Raw genomic sequence first — 15,453 nt, forward strand, 5'->3', positions numbered from 1 at the left:
CGGCTCATAGGGGCGGTAACTAGTGGGCATGCCGTATTAACGCACGCCCACCGTCCTACGTCGACCTCAACAACCTTCTGCCGCCCACACTCCTAGGCGACGGCTGATCCCCGCCGCTGAAAACCTGATCCCTTCTCAGGCTGTCCTGGGCATCCCCATGAAGGACATGCGAAAGGGCATGACATGGCACTGCCGGAAAAGGACTGGTACACCCTCGACGAGATCGCCCAGCGCTGGGGGTGTAGTGTTGATGATCTTTGGCACTACGCCGAGGCCAAACCGCCCCGGCTGCGCTTGTCAATGCGCTTTGCCCTGCCGCTTCCCATCAAATGGCAGAACGCCGAACCCGCTGATCTTCGCCTTGACGCACTTGGCGACTACCACATGACCACCGGGCCGCTAGGCATTGATGCAAGTACGCTTGGCCGCGCGATGCGGAGCAGAAAGAACCTTTTCAGCATGGTGCTGCCGCCGGTGTTCGACGAGGAAAAGCCTTTTGTTTATGGCTTCATCGCCTGGGACGATCCAGAGTGCCCAGAGGTCTGCAAACTCATTCCGAAAGATGATGATGAACAGCCGGAATTGGAGGCGCAAGGCCCCCTCATTACCCGCGAGGAACGCGACCGCTTCGAAAAGCTACACCGTGTAGGAGCGCATGCGGGGGCAATGCCCACGGACGAAGAAATTCTCGACGCACGCGAGAGAACCACCCTGCTGCGCATGTTGGCCGTGCTGATCGCTGATGCCGGGTTGCCAGAGCAGCCGCACAAGGCTGCCGAGGTACTGGCTTCAATGGCCGCGCAGCATGGCCTCACACTGCCCACTGAAAAGACCTGCGCCGAAAAGATCACACAGGCCCGCAAGGCTTCGAAGGCGTAACGCTCACATCTTCGACAAATACAAGAACCATTATCTAGAGAGAAATCCGAAAAACACTAAATTAGTTTATTTATTCATTAAACTAAAACAGGCTAGTTTTATTAGCCAATAATTGTGGTCTGTTTATGTCATTCCGTTAGATGCTATAGGAACGAACCATCGTTCCTATAGGAACGCAACAGTGCACTGCCGGGTTGAAATGCGGGCATCCCATCTTTGGAGGTGTCATGCAGCCCACAGAAAAGCCCGGACGTTCACGCGCCACTTATGCGCCAGTCACTACTGACCTGACCCCTGATGCCCGCATCAAGCTGGCGCAGATCATTGGAGACCCAAAGGCCCGCCCGCCGATTCCTGGGGTGTTTCCGGTCGGTAAAACCACCCTCTACAAACTGATGGGGCTGGGGCTTTTTCCCACCCCGATCAAGCCCTTCCCCGGCTGCCGCGCAAGCTACTGGCGCTATGGGGACGTGCTCGACGCCGTTGCGCGATTGGAGGCGCAGACGCAAGGCGCGAGCTACGCGACGCCGCTGCAACGCAAGCGTGCAGAAGCCGGGAGCGCCAAGTGATTCCGGGCCGCCGCACCACCACACCGGCACAGCGCCAGCACTTCGACCGCAGCCGCCTGCCCGATCCTGAAACCTACTTCGCCGCTGAGCTTGGCGCATTGCAGGGCCGTGGCGTCTGGCGCGATGCGCTGTGCTGCTTCCACCCAGACCGCAAGCCCAGCCTTCGAGTGAACACGCAGACCGGCGCTTTTCGCTGTTTTGTTTGTGGCGCGCATGGTGGCGACGTGCTGGACTTCCAGCAGTTGCGCTATGGGCAGACCTTCACTGCCGCTGCGAAGGCCCTAGGGGCTGTGACGGGAGGCCGTCATGTCTGAGGTGATCGACCGCACAGAAACTCCCAGAGATGCCGCGCGCAGACTATCGGAACCCGCGCAGCGCGACGGCTTCAAGCCCGAAGCGCTGCACGCATATTCCAGTGCCAGCGGAGAACCGATCTTCTGGCGCATTCGGCTGAAACACCCGGACACCGGCGCGAAGTGGATCAGGCCCATGCGCCGCACCGCTGACGACGCAGGGTATGAGATCGGAGAGCCACCCGCACCGCCTGCCGGGAAACCCCTCTACAACCTGCACCGCATCGCCGCAGACCCAGCCGCTGTGATTTTTGTGACCGAGGGCGAGAAGGCCGCCGATGCGCTGGGCAAGCTGGGCTGTGTCGCCACCACCAGCGGAGGTGCAAGCAGCGCCAGCGCCGCCGATTGGACGCCGCTGCAAGGCCGTGACGCGCTGATCTGGCCCGATGCTGACGAACCCGGCGCGCAATATGGCCGAGACGTTGCCACCCGGCTGGTGGCGCTGAACTGCAAGGTGCGCATCATCGATGTGGCTGCGCTCGGCCTGCCCGCCAAAGGCGACGCATTCGACTGGAGAGCCGCGCATCCTGAGGCCACCGCCGCCGATGTGCTGGCGCTGCCGATGCTGCCGAGTAGCGAGCCGCAAGAGGCCGAACCCGCCCCGCTGCCTGGCGAGCTACTGCCCGTTGAACCGTTCGACTACGCTTCGCTGCCCGATGCGCTGCGCCCCTGGGTTGCCGACATCGTGCAGCGGGTGAGTTGCCCGCCCGATTTTGTGGCCGTGCCCGTCATGGTTGCATTGGGCGCGGTGATCGGACGCAAGATCGCCGTGAGGCCGCAGCAATTCACCGACTGGACAGTGATCCCGAACCTTTGGGGACTGGTGATCGGCAGGCCCGGCGCGATGAAATCGCCCGCCATGTCGCAGGCCACTGCGCCGTTAAAGCGACTTGCAGCGCGCGCGCAAGACCAGTATGAAGCAGCGATGCGCGATTGGAAACAGTCGCAGAAGCTGCGCGACCTGCAAGACGAAGCCGGGCAGAAGAAAGCCCGCGCGCTACTGGCCAAAGACCCCGGCGCGAATGTCATGCACCTGATCGACGGCGGCGCGGATGATCCTGAGCCGCTGCTGCGGCGCTACACCACCGCGAACGCCACCCCGGAAGCGCTGGGCGAGCTGCTGCGGCAAAACCCGCAGGGCATGCTGCTAGAGCGTGACGAACTCATGGGTCTGCTGCGCGACCTCGACCGGCCCGACAAAGCCGATCACCGCGCCTTTCTGCTGGAAGCCTGGGACGGCAGCGGATCGTTCACCTTCGACCGCATCGGGCGAGGCTTCAACCTGCACATTCCGCACCTGTGTCTGTCCATCATCGGCACCACCCAGCCGGGCCGCATTCGGGAGTATCTGTCCGACGCCCTGCATGGCGGCGCTGGCGACGATGGGTTGATGCAGCGGTTCAGCATGATGGTGTGGCCTGACCAGACCGGCGAATGGATCGACGTTGACCACTGGCCTGACGGAGCCGCAAAAAAGGCTGCATGGGCCGTATTCGACCGCCTGGACACCCTCGACCCGCAGGCCATCGGCGCGATGCAAGACACCGACCTCGACGGCAATCCCGAAGGCACGCCCTACCTGCGCTTAAGCGAGGATGCGCTAGCGCTGTTCGTGCAGTGGCGCACCGAGCTTGAGGCGCGCCTGCGCAGTGGCGAGCTTCACCCGGCGCTTGAGAGCCACCTGAGCAAGTATCGCAAGCTGGTTCCCGCCCTAGCCCTAATCTGCCACCTTGCCGACGATGGGCGAGGCCCCGTCAGCGACACCGCCATGCTGCGCGCCCTGGGCTGGGCTGCCTATCTGGAATCGCACGCCCGGCGCATCTACGGCGGCGCGGTATCGCCCGAAGTGGAGGCCGCCCGCGCCATCCTGCGGCGCATCAAGAAGGGTGATCTGCCCCGCGATGGGTTCAAAAGCTGGGACGTTTGGCGACCAAACTGGTCTGGATTGAGCGACCGCGATTTGGTGAGCGCCGCGCTTGCCTACCTAGTGGACATGGGATGGTTGCATGAACGGCGCGAGCCGACCGCAGGCCGACCCTCGACCACCTACACGCTGAACGGGAGGGCCAAACTGTGAGCAACATCTACTTGGAGCGACTGCGTGCAATTTCTGGAACACCCGCTGTGCAGGAGCTGCAAAAACTGCAAGAAGGGGATGTGATTCACGGAAAGCCGCCCGTGCAGGCACTGCAAAAAGTGCAGAAAGGGTCTTCTTGCAGTTTTTGCAGTGCCCGCACCACCGGCATTGCAAAAAACGAGGCCCTGCCCGCCCACCTCGACCGCACCGCCTTCGCCCTGCGCAACCATGCCGCCGCCATCCGGCACTTTCGCCGCGCCACCGAAGAAACCGAGCGCCTAGCCGCCCTGTACCGCAGCAAGACCGAGGCGCACACCGCCGCCGCCCGCAAGTTGCTGCCGCCCGAAGGCTTTGCCGCCTGGCTTGCCGAACTTGAGCTTGAAGGAGATCGTCATGAATGACGACATCGAATCGGTGTACTACCGCCTGCGCCGCGCCGGGCTGGTGCTGCGCGTGGAGCGTGGCGCGCTGCGTGTTTCACCGCGCAACAGGGTCACGCCCGAATTGCAAGCGCTGATCGCCCAAAACCGCCAAGCCCTCATTGCCTACCTGCAAAGCCGCGCCGCCGATGCGCGACGCCTTGAGCTGATCAGCGCAGAAGACTTGCTCCGTCAATCCGAGCAAGCCGAAGCCGCCGCCATCGCCCTGATCGAGCGCATCCGGGCCGAAGTGCGCAGCCTGCCCTTTTGAACACCAGACCGAGAACAGACCGCGCCAGACCGAGACCACCACCTTCCACTTGAGAGACCCCACCATGTCCTTGACCCTGAGCGAATCCACCGCAACCTTTGAACTCCCCCCCCGCAGGCCCGCAGGCTGCACGCTGCACCCGCCTGATCGACTTGGGCGCCCAGCTCAGCGACTACCAAGGCGAGGCCAAAAGCGCCCGCAAGGTGCTGCTGACCTGGCGTCTGTCCGAGCTGCGCAGCGACGGAGAACCGTTCCAAGTGTCCCGCCGCTTCACCGCCTCCTTGCACGAAAAATCCGCCCTGCGCGCCTTCCTCAAAGCCTGGCGAGGCCGAGACTTCACCCCGGACGAATTGGCCGCATTCGACCTGAAGAAGCTACTCGGCGCGCCTGCCCTGCTGAACTTGACACCGACCCAGCGCAACGGACGCGACTATGTGGACATCGTGAGCGTGTCCCCGATCCCACGGGGGATGCCGCTGCCGCAGCCGCTGGGAGACAACGAGGGCTTGTTGTTCGACCTCAGCGACAGCAGCACGCACCACCACCTGCAAGACCTGTCTGAGCGCCTGCAAGAGCAGATCAAGGACTCACCCGAATGGCGCGCGCTGAATACCTCCGCCATCAGCGCCAGCAGGCCCGCAGCGCCAGCAGCACGAACTGCACCACCCCCTGCCCGGCTTGCCCCTGCTGCTGAGTTTGAAGCCGACGATATTCCCTTCTGAGAGGCCCGCCATGAGCCACCTATTTTTTGATGTTGAAACCCTGCCCGGCCAAACCGAAGCCGCCCGCGAACAAGCCAGAGCCGACACCAAGCCGCCCGGCACGCTCAAAAAGCCTGAGAGCATCGCCGCGTGGTGGGAGACCGAAGGCGAAGCCGCCATTGAAGCCACCTGGCGCAAGCAGGCCCTCGACCCGGCAGCAGGCGAGTTGTGCGCTATCGGCTTCGCCACCAGCGACGCCGCTGCCGTGTCCATCGTGCGTGCCCGCGTTGAGCCGGAAGCCGCCTTCCTGCGCCGTGCCATCGCCATGATCGACAAGGCCCTAGCCGACGCCGCCCCAGCGCTGCAATCGGACGGCACCCCTTGGCCGTTCGCTGAAAGCGCCTATTGCGTGGCGCATAACGCTGAGTTTGACCTGGGCTTCATCCGTGCCCGCTGCTGGGCAAACCGCGTGCGTGTGCCCCGCTGGCTTCCCAAACCCGGCAGCCGCGCCCCGCGCGATTTTGGCTGCTCGATGCTCCTGTTCGCAGGCTTCAGCGGGAAGATCGGCCTGGACAAGCTGTGCCGCGCGCTGGGAGTGCCCAGCCCCAAAGCAGACGGCACCACCGGCGCGGACGTGCTCGACTTGTGGCTTGCTGGCGAGCACGACAAACTGGCGCGCTACAACGCCGCAGACGTGACCGCCTGCGCCGCGTGTTGGTGGATCATGGCCGGGCTGGAGGCCGCAGCGTGAGCCGCGCGCCCGTGGTGATCGGGATCGACCCCGGCCTATCGGGTGCGCTTGCCGCGCTTGATGCAGAGGGGCGCGTGGTGGAGGTGCTGGACTTGCCGACGCTGGAGACTGGCAACGGACGCCGCTTATCAACGTGCTGGTGCTGCGTGAGCTGCTGCAAGCCCTGCCGCCCGTCCGTGCCGGCTGGGTCGAGAACGTGGCAGCCATGCCCACCGACAGCCGCGTGGCAGCCTTCGCCTTTGGCCGCAGCGTGGGCGCAATCGAGACCGCCTGCCTTCTGTCTGCCGTACCTGTCCAGCGCGTGACCCCGCAGGCGTGGAAGCGCGCCGCAGGGCTGCCTGCTGGCGTGCCGAAGGCTGCGAGCGTAGAGACGGCGCTGCGCCTGCTGCCGGGCTGCGCACCCTACCTGACCCGCGCCAAAGACCACGGACGCGCTGACGCGCTGCTGATTGCGCGTTACGGGCTGAGTGTGACATGACGCGACGTGAGGCCTACCGCGCCATGCACGCATGGGGACTCAATATTCCTGCGCGTGCGTGGTGCGACCCTGCCCTTGCCCGGCGCGATGTGGAGATGCGCGCACTACGCGCTGTCGGTGTACCTGTGCTCGACATTGCCGCGCGCTATGGCATCAGCCCCGGATACGCTCGCAAGTTGCTGGCCGGTATCTATCCCCGCGTGCCCATCCGCAAGCCACCGCGCCCACCCAGCAAGACGGCGCAACGCCGGGCAGAAGCACAGCGCCGGGCAATCGACAGGGCCATGACGCACGCATCCGCCCGAAGCCTGCGCTCCGTGGGTTACAGCACGCACCAGATTGCCCAGCGCATCGGCCTGAGTCAGCGCCAAGTGTGGCGCATCGTCAGGCATGTGCACATCCGCGAGTTACGAGGCCGCGCACGCCTACCTGACCGGCAGGGCAGGCCCGCCCTATGGCGCGACGCCCTAGCCGCCGCCGCTGAGGGCCGCGCCTGCCTACTGCCCGCCTACATGCTCACGCCAAAGTGAGGCCGCCCGTTCGCAGGATTCGCAACATTCGCAGGGGGTAGCGCAAGGCAATTGCTGCCCACCTGTCGCAAATGTCGCAGCTGTCGCAGGGGGTACCCCCCCTAAAAGGTACTCCCCAGCCACCTTCCGAACGGGTGCGAAACGGCGCGCAAAGCCGCATGTGTGCCCTTACGCAACATAGGCAACGCGCGCAACGCAACACCGCATCGCCCACAGTGAGCAGCCGCCCGGCAGCCACCGACCACCCCTGGGGGGATGCCAAAAGTTTGACGCCACCCCATCAAGACCGTGCGTGCCGTCAGATTTTTGCGCCGCAGAGTTTTGGAGGGGGGGTGTTCCTGATCTGTCGGCACCGAACCACACCCGCCGATACACTGCCCACCTGCTGGTGCTGTGCTGTTTCTGGGGTCTGACGCAGGGGGTAGCATCGCTCTGATGGGGGCATATTTGGGGGCATATTTGAAAATTGCTTTTTTATTTTTGAATCGAATCAATGGCTTAGGTGATTTGTTGGAGTGTGCCCCTGCCAAGTGGATTCAACAACTTAGCCCCGCCTAACCCGCGGGGCTTTGTTTTTTGTGCCAAATCTCACGCCTAAAGAGCGCTGAGGGCCTCCCCTCACCGAGAGGCCTTTTTGTTTCCCGCTGGATGTGCTTTCATTGAGCACGACATGTCGACTCAAAACCCATCTGCCATTCCGTCTCACATTCCGGATGCCCTGGATCTTGCTGAGCGTATCCGCCGTGGCGAGTGCGATGCTGCGGAGGTCTTGCAAAGCGCCATCGCGCGCTGTGATGCGGTCAATCCGCGAATCAATGCCGTCATCGCAGATTTGCGCGAGCACGCCAAGGCTGGGTTGAAGCACGCGCGCACCGGGGACGCCCCGTTTGCGGGTGTTCCGTTTCTGCTCAAGGACCTGAGCATGGATCTGGCCGGGTACGGTACCAGCCAAGGCAATGCTGCGTTGGCCCGCAGACCAGTGGCGCAGACCGACGCGGTCGTGCGGCGGTGGGAGCAGGCCGGGCTGTTGATTTTCGGCAAGACCAATACGCCGGAGCTGGGCTTGAAGGCCATCACCGAGCCGGTGGCGTTTGGGCCGACGCGCAATCCGTGGAATCTCGACCACACGCCCGGCGGCTCTTCTGGGGGTGCCGCGGCTGCGGTGGCTGCGGGTATTGTGCCGGCGGCGGCTGCGGGAGACGGCGGAGGGTCGATCCGTATTCCGGCGGCTTATTGCGGTTTGTTCGGGCTCAAACCTTCGCGTGGGCGGGTGAGTTGTGCGCCTCAGTTCGATGAGCAGTGGGAGGGGGCCGTCAGCACCCATGCGATTTCCCGCACGGTGCGCGACAGTGCGGCCCTGCTCGATGTCATCGCAGGCCCGGAGCCGGGCGATCCGTTCATCGTCCAGCCGCCGGCCCGGCCCTTTTCGCAGGAGCTGCAGGCGCCGACACAACGGCTGCGCATTGCACTGAGCACGGCTTCGCCCATCGGCGGCGCGGTCGATGCCGCCTGGTCGCGCGCCGCTTCGGATTGCGGGCAATTGCTGCAATCGCTGGGGCATCACGTCGAATGGATCGACCCCGTGGGCGACGGCATGCAACTAGCGCGCGATTACCTGACGATGTACTTCGGACAGGTGGCGGCGCAGTTGACCTGGTGGCAGCAGCAGGGCGTGCCCGCTTCGGCTTTCGAGACGGACACCCAGGCTCTGGGGTTGATCGGACGCGGCCTTGCGGCGGGCGACTATGCCCTGGCGCGTGCGCGCTGGAACAGCCCGATGCGCGCGCTGGGCCAGTTGTTCACGCGCTTCGATCTCTACCTCACACCCACCTGCGCGCAACCTCCGGCTCGCATCGGCGAGCTGGCGGCGCCAAGGTGGCAGCGCACGGCGTTGCAACTAATTCTGCGGTTCGGGCTCGGCGGGGTGTTGCGCCGCAGCGGTCTGGTGGAGCAACTCGCCTTCGACAATCTGCACCGCACCCCGTTCACCCAATTGGCCAACCTCACCGGCACGCCAGCGATGTCTGTTCCATGGGCCCTGGACGACAGCGGCTTGCCTATCGGCGTGCAGTTCGGCGCCGCCTGGGGGCGTGAAGACTTGCTGTTTCAACTGGCCACTCAACTGGAGCTGGAACGCCCCTGGGAACATTGGCGCCCACCAGTCTTTGCCGCATGAAAAGAAGGACGCCGCGGCGTCCTTCTTTGCCTACCGAGCGGCGTCAGGCCGACGCCAGTTGCAGGCGCGGCTTGATCAGCATCTTGCCAAATAGGCGGAAGTACACCTGAATGGTCTTGAGTTGCACGGCGATCAGGGGCGACATGAGCAGGTAATACATCCATGAGCCCGCGCTCACCAGCTTGGGCGTCACCAGACCGAAGCTGATGAAGAACATGCCGAACACGAAAAACGCCACGCCGGGGCAGATCAGCGCGAAGGCGCCAGCGTTGGACTTGGCGCCGCCGGCATAGTCGGCAAAGTAATTGAGCTTTTTCATCACCGCATAGCCGATCAGGCCGAAGATCACCTGTAGCGACACGACCACCGTGGTGAACAGCAGCAGATCCGTCGGATGGTTGATGTTGCCGAATTGATGCGACAGACCCATGGACCAGCGAATCCAGGTGATGCCCAGCAGAGTGAGAATGGGGATGACAATCCACAGACTGCCTGCGGCCTGCGGCTGAATGCCGTGGCGCAGGATAGCGTCGAACCCGAGCACGATCTTGATGAGCAGCAACAGAATGGCCGCACTGGCGAAAAAGATCGACAGCACCATGGCGATGGCGTTGATCTCGCGGTGATGGCTCATGGCGCCGGGTGCAGCCAGGCCCACGGCCACCATCGCCAGAGCGAAGATCGACACCATCGGCGCCAGCGAGTTGTTCTCGGCGAAGTCGAACTGCGCATGCACGAACAGCCGGGTGAAGTAAGCGCCGAGAATGCGCAGGGCATAGATGCCCACAGCGAGGAAGGCGGCAATTGCGCCCGGATACATCCACTCCACCACGCTCCACAAATTCGGCACGAACACAGCGCCGAGGACGAAGGCGACGTTGATGGTCATCGCCAGGGTCAGCGGCACGGCCATGAGGTTGATTTCGGCGTTGGAGGTCAGCAGCTTTTTGTAGGCGTCGGTCTGGCGGAATAATTTGAACTCGCGCAGATTCCACGCCAGCAGCCAGAAATGCAGCACGGCGAACAGGATGATCGCCGCCAGATCGATCCCGATCAGCGCCGAATTGAGCGCATTACCCCCGGCCGTGAGCGCGGGCCACAGGTGATTGAACGTCACCATCGGCGTATCCGGGTGCGGTAGCAGGAACATGGGATAGATAAAAAACGACACCGCAAGCCCACCGGCACCCAGTGCGGCGAGGAAGTACATCGGTGAATAGCGTTCTCGGAGGTTGTTGACCAGCATGGTGGTTCTCCTGGGAGAAAAAGGTGGGGAGATTGCGCAACGCGTGACATTCAGAATCTACGCGTTGCAAGACGTTACAAATACAGGGCGGAGTATATGAATTCAAGCCCTGCAATATTTGACGACACGCAATTTACACAAAATCCCTACCGGGAAATCAAGGAGTTTTGCCGTTGCCATGGGCCAGTCTGTGACTTTGGTCGCACTCTCAGCCCGGGAAAAAAACCTCACTCACCCAGAGAGGCGTGCCGCCGTAAACGAAGGACGAACGCCGCGACCACAGCGCGTCCTCGCTGGCCCACCCGTTGCAGCGCGCCAGCCGCAGCAAGGGATGAGCCGCCGACAAACGCTTGACCCGCATGGCGCTGCGCCGGGTCTGCGGGCGCGTGAACACCGCATCCCCCACCGGCTTGACGCCCAGATGCCGCAGCAGCCGCCACGGCCCGCGCAGCGCGGACAGCGCGCACACGCTATGCCCCAACACCCGCGGCACGCCGTCGGCCACCAGCAGCACGTCGCGGCGCCAGACCTTGCGGCCTTGCGGCAGGCCGAGCAGCGGATATTCATCGCGCAGGGCGCGCGCCGGGCCTTGCCGCAGCAGCCGCAACTCCAAGCGTGCGCTGCTGCGCCGCAAACGCTGGGTGAGCGAGCCCGAATCAGTCAGCCAGCTCTCGATGCCGCTGCGCCGCGCGGCGGGCAACGCGGGCGGCCAACACTCAGCGGCAGGGGCGGAAATACGGCGGATGCGGTGCAGGGCCATGAATGGATCGCGCAAATACGTCAGTATCGCGCACGCCCTGCGGTAAACCTTTCAGCCGACATGCTTGGCGAAAAAGGCCAGCGCCCGCTCGCGCGCCAGCTGGGCAGCGGCTGCATCAAAGCTGGCGCGCGCATCGCAGTTGAAACCGTGGTCGGCTTCGTACACATAGAACTCGGCTTGAGGGTTGGCCGCGCGCACGGCTTCGCGATCGGCCTCTGAGATGTGGGCATCGCGCAAGCCGTAGTGAAACTGCAGCGGCGTCTGGGTTTTTTCGCCCACCAGCTGCACATTTCGGCCGCCGTAATAGCTCACTGCGGGAAGGCCATCCCGAATGGCCGTGAGGTAGGCAATGGTGCCGCCCCAGCAGTAGCCCACCACGCCGACCTTGCCTGCGGTGGCCACGGCCTTGGCTGCGGCCTGCACCGAGGCGTGAGCGCGGTCGAAACCCAGCGCGGAAACGAGGGCGATGCCTTTTTCCATGCCGGCTTGGTCGTAGCCGAGTTCGACGTTTTTCTCCACACTGTCAAAAACGGCCGGCGCAATGGCGAGATAGCCCGCCGCCGCATAGCCATCGGCCACGCTGCGGATGTGCGCATTGACGCCAAAAATTTCCTGGACGACAACGATGCCGCCCTTGGGTTTGCCAGTAGGCTCGGCCACATATGCGCCGATGGTCTGGCCGTCGGCGGTGTGCAGGGTGAGGGTTTTATGGGTCATTCGAAGCTCCTTCGAGGGGTTTTCAGGGGTTGGAACCAGCATAGATTGTGCGGCGTTGGCGCTGAACTTGCCGCTCCGGCCAGCTTGCCCCGGCGCCCTGATCGGCCATGGTCACAGCAGTTGCACGCCGTCGAGATGCGTGGCAACGCTCTGGCGTGCCATTTCCACCAGATCTCGCACATAAGGCCGCTGCGCCAGGTCTCGCGGCACCGTGGCGTGCAATTCGCTCCACAGCCCGCGCGGGCCGATGCGGCGGGCCTGCACATAACCACTGTCCAGCGAGGGTTTGAGCGCCCAGTTGGGCAGCGCTGCGACGCCGCGCCTGCTGGCGACGAGTTGCAGGATGGCGATGGTGAGTTCCGCCGTGCGGCGCGGCAGGCTGATGCCCGCAGGCTGCAGCACCTCGCGGATGAGGTCGATACGCTCATCCGGCGCGGGGTAGGTGATCAGCGTCTCGCCCTGAAGATCGACGGCGCGCACGCTGCGCTTCGCACACAGGGCATGGCCAGGTGGCAGCGCCAGCAGAATTTCAAAGCGAAACAGCGGCAGCGAGGCCCACTGCCGCCCCGGCGGGCGCAGCGCGCCGATCACCACATCGGCCTTATCCTTGCTCAGCAGCGTGAGCGGATCGCGGTGAAAGCCCGAGACCAGATCGACCTCGACATCGGGCCAGCGCTGACGAAAGGCGTCGAGCACCGGCATCAGCCATTCGAAGCAAGTGTGGCATTCGAGAACCACCCGCAGGGTGCCGCGGGTATCGCCCTGAATACGCTGCAAGTCTTGCTCGGCGGCCTGCTGCGCCTCGCGCATCTGCCGCGCCAGCGCCAGCAGACGCTCGCCCGCCGGGGTGAAGCGCAGGCCGCGCACGTCGCGCAGCAGCAGCGGCATGCCGTAGTGACCCTCCAGCGCGCGCAACTGGTGCGACAGCGCCGACGGCGTGAGATGCACGGCCTCGGCCGCGGCGTTGATGCGACCGGTTTCGGCGATGGCGATAAGAGAGCGCAGATGGCGAAGTTCGAGCATGGCAGTCACAAGCTGAATGAAATTCAGCATAACCTAAAAATTCGTCGCTTGATTCAATCGAGCCCGATGCGCAAACTGCCGCCTGCATTCAATTCATCTTGGAGTAACGGCATGACCACCACACACATCCTGGGCTATCCGCGCATCGGCCCGCAACGCGAACTGAAGTTCGCCCTCGAAAATTTCTGGCAGGGCAAGAGTTCGGTTTCTGAGCTGCAGGCCACCGCGGCGCAACTGCGAGCCGCGAACTGGGCCAAACAACGAGATGCCGGATTGCGCTTTGCCGCGGTCGGCGACTTCACCCTGTACGACCACATGCTCGATACCGCCGCGCTGCTCGGCGCACTGCCCGCGCGCTTCGGCTTCGATACCCGCACACTCGGTCTGGAGCAGTACTTCGCGCTGGCCCGCGGCAATGCGGCGCAGCCCGCGATGGAGATGACCAAGTGGTTCGACACCAACTATCACTACCTCGTCCCCGAACTCGACTCCGCCACGACGTTTGACGGCGGTTTTGATGCGCTGTTCGACCGCGTGCGCGAAGCGCAAGAGGCCGGACATGCGCCCAAACCGGTGCTGATCGGGCCGCTGACTTTTCTGTGGCTCTCCAAATCGCATCAGCCCGGCTTCGACCGCCTGAGCCTGGCGTCCGCGCTGTCGCGCGCCTACGCCCGGGTGCTGGCCCGGCTGGCCGAGCTGGGGGTGGAATGGGTGCAGCTTGACGAACCCGCGCTCACCCTCGATCTCGACAGATCCTGGCGCGACTTGCTGCCCACGCTCTACGCCGCGCTGCCCGCGCAGGCCGGGGCGCTGCGCCCCAAGTTGCTGCTGAGCACCTACTTCGAGTCGATCAGCTTCGCCCCGGCCACGCTGGCGGGCCTGCCGGTCGATGGCGTGCATCTCGATCTGGTGCGCGCGCCGCAGCAGATCGACCTCTGGCGCGAGGCGCTGCCGCCGCAGTGGGTGCTGTCTGCGGGCATCATCGACGGTCGCAATGTGTGGCGCAGCGACCTGGCCGCTGCGCTGCGCGTCTTGCGGCCGCTGCACGCCGCGCTGGGCGAGCGGCTGTGGATCGCGCCTTCTTGTTCGCTGCTGCATGTGCCCGTCAGTCTGGCAGCAGAACACGGCGCGGGCGCGCGGCTCAACCCCGAAGTGCGTCCCTGGCTAGCCTTTGCGGAAGAGAAGCTCGAGGAACTGCGCGTGCTCGCCACGGCGCTCGATCAGGGCGAAGACGCGGTGCGCGACGCGCTGCAAGCCAACGCCGAGGCGCTGGCGTCGCGCCGCAACTGTCCGCGTGTGACCCTGCCGCAAGTGCGCCGCCGCGTGGAGGCGCTCAGCGAGACCGACGCCCGGCGCAGCGCGCCCTATGCCCAGCGCATCGCCGCGCAGCACGCGCGACTGAACCTGCCGCCGTTGCCCACGACCACCATCGGCTCCTTCCCGCAGACCGCCGAAATTCGCGCTGCCCGCGCCGCCTGGCGCCGCGGCGAACTGCGGCATACCGACTATCTGCAGAAAATGCGCGAAGAGATCGCCGCCGTCATCCGCAAACAGGAAGACATCGGCCTGGACGTGCTGGTGCATGGCGAGGCCGAACGCAACGACATGGTGGAATTTTTCGGCGAACAGCTCTGGGGCTACACCTTCAGCGCGGGCGGCTGGGTGCAGAGCTATGGTTCGCGCTGCGTCAAGCCGCCCATCATCTGGGGCGATGTGTGGCGGCCCGAGCCGATGACGGTGGATACCGCGCGGCACGCGCAGGCACTCACCCCGCGGCCGGTCAAGGGCATGCTCACCGGGCCGATCACCCTGTTGCAATGGAGCTTCGTGCGCGACGATCTCCCGCGCGATCAGGTGGCGCTGCAACTCGCGCTGGCGGTGCGCGACGAGGTGAGCGATCTGCAGAACGCGGGCATTGCCATCATCCAGATCGACGAACCCGCCTTCCGCGAGGGCCTGCCGCTCAAGCGCGACAACTGGCCGCAGTACCTGAGCTGGGCGGTGCGAGCGTTCGGCGTGTCGACTGGCGTGGCGCGCGATGACACGCAGATTCACACCCATATGTGCTACTCGGAGTTCAACGACATTCTGCCGTCCATCGCGGCGATGGACGCCGACGTCATCACCATCGAAACCTCGCGCTCGAATATGGAACTGCTCGACGGCTTCGGCGCCTTCGCCTACCCGAACGATATCGGCCCCGGCGTGTACGACATTCATTCGCCCCGCGTGCCTTCGGCGGCCGACATGGCCCGACTGCTGCGCCGCGCCGCGCAGCTCATCGCGCCCGAACGACTTTGGGTCAACCCGGACTGCGGCCTCAAAACCCGCGCCTGGCCGGAGACCGAAGCGGCGCTGCGGCACATGGTTCAAGCGGCACGCGATCTGCGCCATGAATTGCAGACGCACGGCCGCATCGCCCCGCCGCCTAGCGTTGCCGCAGAAGTTCCGGTCAGCGCCCACAGCACCTGCTGCGCGCACGACTGCGCTTGAGGCGCATAGC

The 15,453-nt window shown here is 64.5% G+C and carries 16 protein-coding genes; 12 read left to right on the forward strand and 4 right to left on the reverse strand.

The window, feature by feature from the left end; translation table 11 throughout:
* Positions 1 to 183 precede the first annotated feature (183 nt).
* The 11 genes from ABT24_RS11890 to ABT24_RS11940 all read left to right on the forward strand — a co-directional run bounded on the left by ABT24_RS11890 (position 184) and on the right by ABT24_RS11940 (position 9,204).
* Positions 184 to 879 (forward strand): hypothetical protein, encoded by a 696-nt coding sequence (locus tag ABT24_RS11890; RefSeq protein WP_276730815.1) that lies wholly within the window; start codon positions 184 to 186, stop codon positions 877 to 879.
* A 227-nt stretch (positions 880 to 1,106) separates the two neighbouring features.
* The gene (locus ABT24_RS11895) at positions 1,107 to 1,448 is read left to right on the forward strand and encodes a helix-turn-helix transcriptional regulator (protein WP_276730819.1); all 342 of its coding nucleotides are present in this window, start codon (positions 1,107 to 1,109) and stop codon (positions 1,446 to 1,448) included.
* The gene (locus ABT24_RS11900; protein WP_276730823.1) at positions 1,445 to 1,762 is read left to right on the forward strand and encodes a CHC2 zinc finger domain-containing protein; all 318 of its coding nucleotides are present in this window, start codon (positions 1,445 to 1,447) and stop codon (positions 1,760 to 1,762) included. Before ABT24_RS11895 ends, ABT24_RS11900 begins: the two co-directional genes overlap by 4 nt.
* Positions 1,755 to 3,878 (forward strand): DUF3987 domain-containing protein, encoded by a 2,124-nt coding sequence (locus ABT24_RS11905; protein WP_276730826.1) that lies wholly within the window; start codon positions 1,755 to 1,757, stop codon positions 3,876 to 3,878. Before ABT24_RS11900 ends, ABT24_RS11905 begins: the two co-directional genes overlap by 8 nt.
* A gap of 47 nt (positions 3,879 to 3,925) precedes the next feature.
* Positions 3,926 to 4,279: a hypothetical protein gene (locus ABT24_RS11910; RefSeq protein ID WP_286737878.1), complete on the forward strand. Its 354-nt coding sequence runs from the start codon at positions 3,926 to 3,928 to the stop codon at positions 4,277 to 4,279.
* Positions 4,272 to 4,568 carry a TubC N-terminal docking domain-related protein gene (locus ABT24_RS11915; protein ID WP_276730833.1) on the forward strand — a complete coding sequence of 99 codons (297 nt, stop codon included), beginning with the start codon at positions 4,272 to 4,274 and terminating at the stop codon, positions 4,566 to 4,568. Before ABT24_RS11910 ends, ABT24_RS11915 begins: the two co-directional genes overlap by 8 nt.
* A 98-nt stretch (positions 4,569 to 4,666) precedes the next feature.
* A complete protein-coding gene (locus ABT24_RS11920) occupies positions 4,667 to 5,290 on the forward strand; it encodes a phage replication initiation protein, NGO0469 family (protein ID WP_276730836.1) in 624 nt (207 codons plus the stop codon).
* A gap of 10 nt (positions 5,291 to 5,300) precedes the next feature.
* Positions 5,301 to 6,020 (forward strand): 3'-5' exonuclease family protein, encoded by a 720-nt coding sequence (locus tag ABT24_RS11925; RefSeq protein ID WP_276730838.1) that lies wholly within the window; start codon positions 5,301 to 5,303, stop codon positions 6,018 to 6,020.
* A 133-nt stretch (positions 6,021 to 6,153) separates the two neighbouring features.
* The gene (locus ABT24_RS11930; RefSeq protein WP_276730841.1) at positions 6,154 to 6,498 is read left to right on the forward strand and encodes a RuvC family protein; all 345 of its coding nucleotides are present in this window, start codon (positions 6,154 to 6,156) and stop codon (positions 6,496 to 6,498) included.
* A complete protein-coding gene (locus ABT24_RS11935; RefSeq protein ID WP_276730845.1) occupies positions 6,495 to 7,028 on the forward strand; it encodes a hypothetical protein in 534 nt (177 codons plus the stop codon). Before ABT24_RS11930 ends, ABT24_RS11935 begins: the two co-directional genes overlap by 4 nt.
* A 670-nt stretch (positions 7,029 to 7,698) precedes the next feature.
* Positions 7,699 to 9,204, forward strand: coding sequence for an amidase (locus ABT24_RS11940; protein WP_276730848.1), 1,506 nt, complete (start codon positions 7,699 to 7,701; stop codon positions 9,202 to 9,204).
* A gap of 43 nt (positions 9,205 to 9,247) precedes the next feature.
* Here ABT24_RS11940 and ABT24_RS11945 read toward each other — a convergent pair whose 3' ends face one another.
* From ABT24_RS11945 to ABT24_RS11960, 4 genes are all read right to left on the reverse strand, one after another.
* Positions 9,248 to 10,450: a TsoY family (seleno)protein gene (locus ABT24_RS11945; RefSeq protein WP_276730852.1), complete on the reverse strand. Its 1,203-nt coding sequence runs from the start codon at positions 10,448 to 10,450 to the stop codon at positions 9,248 to 9,250.
* A 208-nt stretch (positions 10,451 to 10,658) separates the two neighbouring features.
* Entirely contained in the window at positions 10,659 to 11,210 is a 552-nt protein-coding gene (locus ABT24_RS11950) for a chorismate--pyruvate lyase family protein (RefSeq protein ID WP_286737883.1), read from the reverse strand.
* A 51-nt stretch (positions 11,211 to 11,261) separates the two neighbouring features.
* Positions 11,262 to 11,927: a dienelactone hydrolase family protein gene (locus ABT24_RS11955; protein ID WP_276730859.1), complete on the reverse strand. Its 666-nt coding sequence runs from the start codon at positions 11,925 to 11,927 to the stop codon at positions 11,262 to 11,264.
* A 111-nt stretch (positions 11,928 to 12,038) separates the two neighbouring features.
* Positions 12,039 to 12,950 (reverse strand): LysR family transcriptional regulator, encoded by a 912-nt coding sequence (locus tag ABT24_RS11960; RefSeq protein WP_276710212.1) that lies wholly within the window; start codon positions 12,948 to 12,950, stop codon positions 12,039 to 12,041.
* Positions 12,951 to 13,061: 111 nt separating this feature from the next.
* On the opposite strand from ABT24_RS11960, the gene metE reads away from it, so the two are divergent.
* Positions 13,062 to 15,443 carry a 5-methyltetrahydropteroyltriglutamate--homocysteine S-methyltransferase gene (metE, locus tag ABT24_RS11965; RefSeq protein ID WP_276730863.1) on the forward strand — a complete coding sequence of 794 codons (2,382 nt, stop codon included), beginning with the start codon at positions 13,062 to 13,064 and terminating at the stop codon, positions 15,441 to 15,443.
* Positions 15,444 to 15,453: the final 10 nt, after the last annotated feature.

The organism is Thiomonas sp. SCN 64-16, assembly GCF_001725585.1.
GTDB lineage: Bacteria > Pseudomonadota > Gammaproteobacteria > Burkholderiales > Burkholderiaceae_C > Thiomonas > Thiomonas arsenitoxydans.